The 10,400-nt window shown below is 70.4% G+C and carries 9 protein-coding genes; all 9 read left to right on the top strand.

The annotated features are described in order from the left end of the window. Nucleotides 1-346: 346 nt before the first annotated feature. The gene (gene rho, locus J1C73_RS28620) at nucleotides 347-2,404 is read left to right on the top strand and encodes a transcription termination factor Rho (RefSeq protein ID WP_207318910.1); all 2,058 of its coding nucleotides are present in this window, start codon (nucleotides 347-349) and stop codon (nucleotides 2,402-2,404) included. Nucleotides 2,405-2,770: 366 nt separating this feature from the next. Then, entirely contained in the window at nucleotides 2,771-3,871 is a 1,101-nt protein-coding gene (locus J1C73_RS28625) for an LCP family protein (RefSeq protein ID WP_207318911.1), read from the top strand. Nucleotides 3,872-4,014: 143 nt separating this feature from the next. Next, nucleotides 4,015-4,239, top strand: coding sequence for a 50S ribosomal protein L31 (gene rpmE / locus J1C73_RS28630; protein WP_123461667.1), 225 nt, complete (start codon nucleotides 4,015-4,017; stop codon nucleotides 4,237-4,239). A 150-nt stretch (nucleotides 4,240-4,389) separates the two neighbouring features. Then, entirely contained in the window at nucleotides 4,390-5,466 is a 1,077-nt protein-coding gene (gene prfA, locus J1C73_RS28635) for a peptide chain release factor 1 (RefSeq protein WP_124285043.1), read from the top strand. Between the two features lie 45 nt (nucleotides 5,467-5,511). After that, nucleotides 5,512-6,357 (top strand): peptide chain release factor N(5)-glutamine methyltransferase, encoded by an 846-nt coding sequence (gene prmC, locus J1C73_RS28640; RefSeq protein ID WP_207318912.1) that lies wholly within the window; start codon nucleotides 5,512-5,514, stop codon nucleotides 6,355-6,357. Between the two features lie 61 nt (nucleotides 6,358-6,418). After that, entirely contained in the window at nucleotides 6,419-7,066 is a 648-nt protein-coding gene (locus J1C73_RS28645; RefSeq protein ID WP_123461670.1) for an L-threonylcarbamoyladenylate synthase, read from the top strand. After that, nucleotides 7,063-7,704, top strand: coding sequence for an arsenate reductase/protein-tyrosine-phosphatase family protein (locus J1C73_RS28650; RefSeq protein WP_073736886.1), 642 nt, complete (start codon nucleotides 7,063-7,065; stop codon nucleotides 7,702-7,704). Before J1C73_RS28645 ends, J1C73_RS28650 begins: the two co-directional genes overlap by 4 nt. Nucleotides 7,705-7,817: 113 nt before the next feature. Then, the gene (glyA, locus tag J1C73_RS28655; protein ID WP_207318913.1) at nucleotides 7,818-9,071 is read left to right on the top strand and encodes a serine hydroxymethyltransferase; all 1,254 of its coding nucleotides are present in this window, start codon (nucleotides 7,818-7,820) and stop codon (nucleotides 9,069-9,071) included. A 115-nt stretch (nucleotides 9,072-9,186) separates the two neighbouring features. Next, a partial coding sequence (locus tag J1C73_RS28660; protein ID WP_207318914.1) for an MraY family glycosyltransferase occupies nucleotides 9,187-10,400 on the top strand: 1,214 nt, incomplete at its 3' end.

Raw genomic sequence — 10,400 nt, forward strand, 5'->3', positions numbered from 1 at the left:
CCGGTAGTGTTAACCTCAAGTCTGCAATCGACGTCTATGAGGCGCGTTGCTTCGTGTCCCTTTCCGGGACCACCATTTCTTCCGGGAGCCTCCCCAACTGCCTGAGCAGCCTGCCTGAGCAGTTTCGAGCACGCTCCGGAACCGGCACGACACCCTCTCGCTCGTCCAGGAGTGGGCCGAGCAGGGGGATGCTCGCGCCGGGCCCCATGCACACGTTCATCTCTCCGCCGTACCTACCCGGCGGACCACCGCCCCGGCACGGTCCGCACCACCAGAGACCGCAGTCGGACAGCACAACCGGTCGCCGAGCCAGAAGGCCGACGTCCGCTCCAGGGAAGGACCCTTCGTGAGCGACACCACCGATCTGATGGGCGTGACTGCCGACAAGAACGTCGACAGCGCCGCGCCCGCCGAAGGTGCTGCCACTGGCACCACCGCACGGCGCCGCCGCTCCGGCACCGGCCTTGACGGCATGGTCCTGGCCGAGCTGCAGCAGGTCGCGTCCGGCCTCGGCATCAAGGGCACTGCGCGGATGCGCAAGAGCCAGCTGATCGAGGTCATCAAGGAGACCCAGGCCGGCGGTTCCTCCGCGCCCAAGGCCAAGGCCGCCGCAGCGGCCCCCGCCGACGAGGCCGAGACCAAGCCGAAGCGCCGGGCCACCTCCAAGGCGCGCACCGGCGCCGGGGACGAGACCCCGGCCGCCGCTCCCGCCGCCAAGGCCGCGGCTCAGCAGCAGATCGACATCCCCGGCCAGCCGGCCAACGACGAGCAGCCCGCGGGCGAGCGTCGTCGGCGCCGCGCCACCGCTCAGGCGGGCAGCCCGGAGACCAAGGCGGACACCAAGGCACAGGCCAAGGACCGCACGCAGGACGAGCCGAAGCGCGAGACGCCCGCCGAGGACCGCTCCGAGCCCAAGGCCGAGGCCGCCGCGGACAACGCGGAGGGCCGTCGGGGCGACCGCCAGGACCGCGGCCAGCGCGGCGAGCGTGGTGACCGCGGTGACCGTCGTGACCGCCAGCGCGACCGCCGCGGCAAGGGCGGCGACGAGCAGGGCGGTGGCCAGGGCGGCCAGCGCCAGCAGCGCCAGGGGCAGGGCCAGGGCCAGGGTCAGAACCAGGGCCAGGGTCAGCAGGGCGGCGGCGGACCGCAGGACGACTTCGACGACGAGGGCGGCCGTCGTGGTCGGCGCGGCCGTTACCGCGACCGGCGCGGCCGTCGTGGCCGTGACGACTTCGCGAGTGACGCGCCGCCGGTCACCGACGACGACGTTCTGATCCCCGTCGCGGGCATCCTGGACATCCTCGACAACTACGCGTTCATCCGGACCTCCGGCTACCTGCCGGGCCCGAACGACGTGTACGTCTCGCTCGCCCAGGTCCGCAAGAACGGCCTGCGCAAGGGTGACCACGTCACCGGTGCGGTGCGCCAGCCCAAGGACGGCGAGCGCCGCGAGAAGTTCAACGCGCTGGTCCGCCTCGACACGGTCAACGGCATGGCGCCCGAAACCGGCCGCGGCCGCCCGGAGTTCCAGAAGCTGACGCCGCTGTACCCGCAGGACCGGCTCCGCCTGGAGACCGACTCCAACATCCTGACGACGCGCATCATCGACCTGGTCGCCCCCATCGGCAAGGGCCAGCGAGGCCTGATCGTGGCCCCGCCGAAGACCGGTAAGACCATGATCCTGCAGGCGATCGCCAACGCGATCACGGTCAACAGCCCCGAGTGCCACCTGATGGTCGTCCTGGTCGACGAGCGTCCGGAAGAGGTCACCGACATGCAGCGGTCGGTGAAGGGCGAGGTCATCTCCTCGACCTTCGACCGTCCCGCCGAGGACCACACCACCGTCGCCGAGCTGGCCATCGAGCGCGCCAAGCGTCTCGTCGAGCTGGGTCACGACGTGGTCGTCCTGCTGGACTCGATCACCCGCCTGGGCCGCGCGTACAACCTCGCGGCCCCCGCCTCCGGCCGCATCCTGTCCGGTGGTGTCGACTCGACCGCGCTGTACCCGCCGAAGCGCTTCTTCGGTGCCGCGCGGAACATCGAGGACGGCGGCTCGCTGACCATCCTGGCCACCGCGCTGGTCGAGACCGGCTCGCGCATGGACGAGGTGATCTTCGAGGAGTTCAAGGGCACCGGCAACATGGAGCTCAAGCTCGACCGCAAGCTCTCCGACAAGCGCATCTTCCCGGCGGTGGACGTCGACGCGTCCAGCACCCGTAAGGAAGAAATCCTGCTCGGCAGCGACGAGTTGGCGATTACCTGGAAGCTGCGCCGGGTGCTCCACGCGCTGGACCAGCAGCAGGCGATCGAGCTCCTCCTGGACCGGATGAAGAAGACCCAGTCCAACGCGGAGTTCCTGCTCCAGATCCAGAAGACGACGCCGGCCCCGGGCAACAACGACTAGTTCGCAGCCCCTCGGCAGCCGTACCCAGGGCCGCCCCCGACACTTCGGTGCCGGGGGCGGCCTGTGCCGTACGCCGGGTGCGGACCGCCGTTCCCGGCCGTTGCCGACCCGAGACCTTCGCCACACGGCCGCCGGGTCGCAATCGCGTCGGGCATTGCCTGTATCGGGCAAGAAACCGCAGGTGAACGCCGGATCACCGACTGTTCCCGGCCCCGTGGAACCGCCTCTCGCGCACCCGGAGGCCACAGGGTGCTGTGCAACCCTTCTTGTCGCCGTGGCGTCGTAACCAAGAGCGACAAAACGGCGCACCGACCCGCACACCGCAGCAGGGGGTAGCCGGGAGCAGCCGACGGAACGAGGAGACGGATGACCGAGTCGAGTGGGAGCAACAGCCGAATACGGGCCACCGGCAAACGCCGGAGGAAGGCGTCCCGCCGCCGCAGGGCGACCGTCATAGCCGCTTGGAGCCTGGCCGGCGTGGTCGTCGTGGGCGGAGCGGGGCTGGGGTACGCGTACTTCCAGCTCGACGGCAATCTCAAGGCCGTCGACATCAACAACGCCCTCGGCAAGAACCGCCCCCAGAACGTCGACAACGGCTCCGAGGACATCCTCGTCCTGGGTTCCGACTCCCGCTCCGGCGCGAACGCGCAGTACGGCGTCGACGAGGGAGGCGCCCGTTCGGACACCGCGATGGTCGTCCACGTCAACAAGGGCCACAAGGCGGCCAGCGTCGTCTCCATCCCCCGCGACACCCTCGTCACCCGGCCCGACTGCAAGAGCGACGAGAGCGGCGCGGACGTCCCGGGCGAACAGCGCGCGATGTTCAACACGGCGTACGAGGTCGGCGGACCGGCCTGCGCGGTCAAGACCGTCGAGTCGATGTCCGGGATCCGGATGGACCACTACGTCGAAGTCGACTTCACCGGCTTCAAGAAGCTGATCGACAAGCTCGGCGGGGTCAAGATCACCACCACGCAGGCGATCAACGACCCCAAGAGCCATCTGAACCTGGAGCCGGGCCCCCACACCCTGAACGGCGAGCAGTCGCTCGGCCTGGTCCGCACCCGCAAGAGCGTCGGCGACGGCAGCGACCTCGGCCGCATCCAGCTCCAGCAGGCCTTCATCAAGGCGCTGATGGTGCAGGCGAAGAGCGTCGGCGTCCTCGACGGAACCAAGCTGTACGGCCTCGCGGACACGGCGACCAAGGCCATCACGACCGACTCCGACCTGGGCTCGGTCAAGGCACTCGCGGGCTTCGCCAACGGACTCAAGGGGCTCGGCTCCGAGAACGTCCACATGGTGACCCTGCCCGTCGAGTACGACCCGGCCGACCCGAACCGCGTCATACCGCAGGAGAAGGCCGGACAGCAGGTGTGGACGGCGCTTCTGCACGACTCGCCGATCCCTGCCTCGGCCACCGAGAAGTCGGCGGGCGACAAGGGTGCCGCGGGCGACATCGTGCGATGACCGGGAGTGCCCGGGAATAGTTCCGGGCCGACCCCGGTTTTGGGAGATGCGGCCGGTCCTGGCAGACTGGTACGTCGGCCCCGGTTCACGGACACGCAATCCGCGCGTACGACCCGGCGCCCTCCCGAAACTAGGAGACACCCTTGAAGCGCGAGATCCACCCCCAGTACGTCGAGACCCAGGTCAGCTGCACCTGTGGCGCGTCGTTCACCACCCGGTCCACCCTGGACAGCGGCGCCATCCGTGCGGACGTCTGCTCCGAGTGCCACCCGTTCTACACGGGCAAGCAGAAGATCCTCGACACCGGTGGCCGTGTGGCCCGCTTCGAGGCCCGCTTCGGCAAGGCCGCCGGCTCCGCCAGCAAGTAGCGAGCCAACTGCGCCGGTTCTCGGCGCCCTCTTCCCGGGGGCGCCGTGACCGGCGTTTTTTCCGGCCGGGACACGGCATCCCCGTGTCCCGCCCGGCAGGCAAACCGCCGGCCGGCAGGCACGTCGAGCGAAGAAACCAGGAGCCCGAAGATGTTCGAGGCGGTCGAGGAACTGATCGGCGAACAGTCCGATCTCGAGAAGAAGCTCGCGGACCCGTCGGTCCACGCCGACCAGGCCAACGCGCGCAAGCTCAACAAGCGCTACGCCGAGCTGACCCCGATCGTCGCCACGTACCGCTCCTGGAAGCAGACCGGGGACGACATCGAGACGGCCCGCGAGTTCGCCGCCGACGACCCCGACTTCGCCGCCGAGGTCAAGGACCTGGAGAAGGAGCGCCAGGAGCTCACCGAGAAGCTCCGCCTCCTGCTCGTACCCCGTGACCCCAGTGACGACAAGGACGTGCTCCTGGAGATCAAGGCGGGCGCGGGCGGCGACGAGTCCGCCCTGTTCGCCGGGGACCTGCTGCGCATGTACCTGCGCTACGCCGAGCGGGTCGGCTGGAAGACCGAGATCATCGACTCCACCGAGTCCGAGCTCGGCGGCTACAAGGACGTCCAGGTCGCCGTGAAGACCAAGGGCGGCAACGGGGCCACCGAACCCGGCCAGGGCGTCTGGGCCCGGATGAAGTACGAGGGCGGCGTGCACCGTGTGCAGCGCGTGCCCTCCACCGAGTCCCAGGGGCGCATCCACACCTCCGCCGCCGGCGTGCTGGTCACGCCCGAGGCCGAGGAGGTCGAGGTCGAGATCCTCGCCAACGACCTGCGGATCGACGTCTACCGCTCGTCCGGCCCCGGCGGTCAGTCCGTCAACACCACGGACTCCGCCGTCCGCATCACGCACCTGCCCACCGGCGTCGTGGCCTCCTGCCAGAACGAGAAGAGCCAGCTCCAGAACAAGGAGCAGGCCATGCGCATCCTGCGTTCGCGGCTCCTCGCGGCCGCTCAGGAGGCCGCCGAGCAGGAAGCCTCGGACGTACGGCGCAGCCAGGTGCGTACGGTCGACCGTTCCGAGAAGATCCGTACCTACAACTTCCCGGAAAACCGGATCTCGGACCACCGCGTCGGCTTCAAGGCGTACAACTTGGACCAGGTGCTCGACGGTGATCTGGGCGCCGTGATCCAGGCTTGTGTCGACGCCGACTCCGCCGCCAAGCTCGCCGCCGCGTAAGCTCCACCACCCCGCACCGCTCGTGAACCTGTACGGAGAACCGCGATGAACCTGCTGCTCGCCGAGGTGGCCCAGGCCACCCAGCGGCTGGCCGACGCCGGTGTGCCTTCGCCGAGATTCGACGCGGAGGAACTCGCCGCGTTCGTGCACGGCGTCAAGCGGGGCGAGCTGCACAACGTGCCGGACGCCGACTTCGACGCCCGGTACTGGGAGACCATCGCCCGGCGCGAGGCCCGCGAACCGCTCCAGCACATCACCGGACGCGCCTTCTTCCGCTACCTGGAGCTCCAGGTGGGACCCGGTGTCTTCGTGCCCCGCCCGGAGACCGAATCGGTCGTCGGCTGGGCGATAGACGCGGTCCGCGCGATGGACGTCGTCGAGCCGCTGATCGTCGATCTCTGCGCGGGATCGGGCGCCATCGCGCTGGCCATGGCCCAGGAGGTGCCGCGCTCGCGCGTGCACGCCGTGGAGCTGTCCGAGGACGCCCTCAAATGGACCAGGAAGAACGCCGAGGACTCCAGGGTCACCGTGCACCGCGGAGACGCCCTGACGGCCCTTCCCGAGCTCGACGGACAGGTCGACCTGGTCATCTCCAACCCGCCGTACATCCCGCTCACCGAGTGGGAGTACGTGGCTCCGGAGGCCCGCGACCACGACCCCCAGATGGCTCTCTTCTCCGGTGAGGACGGCCTCGACACCATCCGCGGCATCGAGCGCACCGCTCACCGTCTGCTGCGCCCCGGCGGCCTCGTCGTCATCGAGCACGCCGACACCCAGGGCGGCCAGGTGCCGTGGATCTTCACCGAGGAGCGGGGCTGGGCCGACGCGGCCGACCACCCCGACCTGAACAACCGCCCCCGGTTCGCCACGGCCCGCAAGGCGATGCCGTGACCGGCGGCCACGGCCCGGACCCGTACCAGCCCTACCCGAACATGCTTGAGGAGGCCGGCTGATGGCACGGCGATACGACTGCAACGACGCGACCGACCGTACGACGGGTCTGCGCGAGGCCGCGTCCGCCGTCCGCCGAGGCGAACTGGTCGTGCTGCCCACCGACACGGTGTACGGGATCGGTGCGGACGCCTTCAGTTCCGAGGGCGTCGCCGACCTGCTGGACGCCAAGGGCCGCGGCCGCAACATGCCGACCCCCGTCCTGATCGGTTCCCCGAACACCCTGCACGGCCTGGTCACCGACTTCTCCGAGCAGGCCTGGGAACTCGTCGACGCCTTCTGGCCCGGCGCCCTCACGCTCGTCGCCAAGCACCAGCCGTCCCTCCAGTGGGACCTCGGCGACACCCGCGGCACCGTCGCCATCCGGATGCCGCTGCACCCGGTCGCCATCGAGCTGCTCACCGAGGTCGGCCCGATGGCCGTCTCCAGCGCCAACCTCACCGGACACCCCTCGCCCGAGGACTGCGACGCCGCCCAGGAGATGCTCGGCGACTCCGTCTCCGTCTACCTCGACGGCGGTCCGACGCCGGGCATCGTCCCGTCCTCGATCGTCGACGTCACCGGCAAGGTGCCGGTCCTGCTGCGCGCCGGCGCGCTCTCCGCGGAGGAGCTGCGCAAGGTGGTACCCGACCTCGAGGTGGCCAATTGACCGCCCCTGAGGGGCGTGGCATAGCGGGGCAGACCGACACTTTCCGCATCCTCCACGTCAGCACCGGCAATGTCTGCCGCTCACCGATCACCGAGCGGCTGACCCGCCATGCCCTCGTGGACCGCCTCGGCGACCCGCTCCAGGGCGGCCTGATCGTGGAGAGTGCCGGCACCTGGGGGCACGAGGGTGCCCCGATGGAGGCCAATGCGGAGGTGGTCCTCGCCGACTTCGGCGCCGACGCCACCGGGTTCGTCGGCCGTGAGCTGCTGGACGAGCACGTGATCCGTGCCGACCTGGTGCTCACCGCCACTCGCGACCACCGCGCCCAGGTGATCTCGATGGGCCACTCGGCCGGTCTGCGGACCTTCACGCTCAAGGAGTTCACCCGGCTGGTCCGGGCGATAGACCACGCGACGCTGCCCGACGCGAAGGACGAGGGCGTCGTCGAGCGCGCCCGCGCGCTGGTGCGCGCGGCCGCCGCGCTGCGCGGCTGGCTGCTGGCCCCGACCGCCGAGGCCGACGAGGTCTACGACCCGTACGGCGCCCCGATCACGTTCTTCCGGTCCATCGGCGACGAGATCAACCAGGCCCTGGAGCCGGTCGTCACCGCGCTGACCGGCGTATCGACTCCGCGCTGACCGGCGCGGGGTCCGGACGGGTGCACCCCGGGCCGTGACAGCGGGCAGCAGACCCGTCGCGGGCCTACATTGGAGCTGACGTCAGCGCACCCCTCCCAGGCCCGGAGCCCCCGATGCCGGTCACCGCTTCCGCCGCACCACCGGACACCCTGCCGCAGGACTTCGGCGCCCTGCTCCGGGAGGACCCCGAGATCGCTGACGTGCTGCTGGGGGAGTCGCGCCGGCAGTCCGGCACACTGCAGCTGACCGCCGCCGAGAACTTCACCTCGCCCGCGGTCCTGGCCGCCCTCGGCTCACCGCTCGCCAACAAGTACGCCGAGGGCTACCCCGGCAGGCGTCACCACGGCGGCTGCGAACAGGCGGACGCCGCCGAGCGCATCGCCGTCCGCCGGGCCACCGCGCTCTTCGGCGCCGAGCACGCCAACGTCCAGCCGCACTCCGGCTCCTCGGCCGTCCTCGCGGCGTACGCGGCACTGCTGCGGCCCGGTGACACGGTGCTCGCGATGGGACTCCCGTACGGCGGCCACCTCACCCATGGCTCACCCGCCAACTTCTCCGGCCGCTGGTTCGAGTTCATCGGCTACGGAGTGGACTCCGAGAGCGGCCTGATCGACTACGACCAGGTCCGCACCCTGGCCCGCAGCCACCGTCCCAAAGCGATCGTCAGCGGCTCCATCTCCTATCCGCGCCACCCGGACCACGCGAGGTTCCGCGAGATCGCCGACGAGGTGGGCGCCTACCTCATCGCCGATGCCGCGCACCCGATGGGACTGATCGCCGGGGGCGCGGCGCCGAGCCCCGTTCCGTACGCGGACGTGGTCTGCGCCACCACGCACAAGGTGCTGCGCGGGCCGCGCGGCGGCATGATCCTGTGCGGCGCGGAACTGGCCGAGCGGATCGACCGGGCGGTCTTCCCCTTCACCCAGGGCGGCGCCCAGATGCACACGGTGGCCGCGAAGGCCGTCGCTTTCCACGAGGCGGCGACCCCGGCCTTCGCCGCGTACGCCCATCGCGTGGTGTCCCACGCCCGGCTGCTGGCCGCCGGCCTGGAGGCCGAGGGCTTCGACGTCACCACCGGCGGCACGGACACCCACCTGATCGTCGCGGACCCGGCCCCGCTCGGCGTGGACGGCCCCACCGCCCGCGCCCGGCTGGCCGCGGCGGGCCTGGTGCTGGACACCTGCGCGCTTCCGTACGGGGACGCCCGGGGCATCAGGCTGGGCACCGCGGCCGTCACCACCCAGGGCATGGGCGGCGCCGGAATGGCACGGCTCGCGGCGCTGGTCGGCGCGGCGGTGCGCGAGGAGGGCGACGTCCTCGCGGAGGTGCGGGAACTGGCTGCGGAATTTCCGCCGTACCCCGGGTGACATCGGCTTTATGTCCCAAATGGGGACGACCCGTGCAACCATCACGAGTACCTCTGTGTCCTCAACCATGAGGCCGACGTAGTTAAGGTGTGGGCTGAGATGGCCGGCGATATTTGTGGGGCAGCCCGTGCGTGATTACCTGCTGACGCTCTGTGTCACGGCAGCGGTGACCTATCTGCTCACCGGCCCGGTGCGTAAGTTCGCCATCGCGGTCGGGGCGATGCCCGCGATCCGTGCGCGAGACGTCCACCGTGAACCGACACCGAGGCTCGGTGGTATCGCCATGTTCGGCGGGCTGTGCGCCGGACTGATCGTCGCCGATCACCTGGCCAACCTCGACGGCGTCTTCGACCTCTCCAGCGAACCCCGGGCGCTGCTCTCCGGGGCGGCGTTGATCTGGCTGATCGGCGTCCTGGACGACAAGTTCGAGATCGACGCCCTGATCAAGCTGGGCGGACAGATGATCGCCGCGGCGGTCATGGTCCTGCAGGGCCTGACGATCCTGTGGCTGCCCATCCCCGGCGTCGGCACCGTCGCCCTCACCCAGTGGCAGGGCACGCTGCTCACGGTCGCCCTGGTCGTCATCACGATCAACGCGGTGAACTTCGTCGACGGCCTGGACGGCCTGGCGGCCGGCATGGTCTTCATCGCGTCGGCCGCGTTCTTCCTCTACACCTACCGGCTCTGGTACGGGCACACGATCGAGGCGGCCGCCCCCGCGACGCTCTTCACGGTCATCCTGATGGGCATGTGCCTCGGCTTCCTGCCGCACAACATGCACCCGGCCCGGATCTTCATGGGCGACTCCGGCTCGATGCTGATCGGCCTCGTCCTGGCCGCCGGCGCGATCTCCGTGACCGGACAGGTCGACCCGGACAACCTGAAGATCTTCGAGGGCAGTGAGCGCCAGGCGACCCACGCGATGCTGCCGGTGTTCATTCCGCTGCTGCTGCCGCTCACGATCATCGCGATCCCGGCGGCCGACCTGGTGCTGGCCATCGTGCGGCGCACCTGGAACGGCCAGTCGCCGTTCGCCGCCGACCGGGGCCACCTGCACCACCGGCTGCTGGAGATCGGGCACTCGCACAGCCGGTCGGTGCTGATCATGTACTTCTGGTCGGCCCTGATCGCCTTCGGCGCGGTCGGCTACTCCGTGCACTCGGCCTCGATGTGGATCGTCCTCGTGATCGTGGGCCTGAGCGCGCTCGGCCTGATCCTGCTCCTGATGCCCCGCTTCACCCCGCGCGCCCCGTTGTGGGCGCAACGCTTCGTACCGCCCCGCTACCGCCGGCGCCGCCGGGGCGAGGGGCCCGGCGGCGGCGTCCGCGG

Source organism: Streptomyces laculatispora (assembly GCF_017353455.1).
In the GTDB taxonomy this organism is placed as follows: domain Bacteria; phylum Actinomycetota; class Actinomycetes; order Streptomycetales; family Streptomycetaceae; genus Streptomyces; species Streptomyces laculatispora.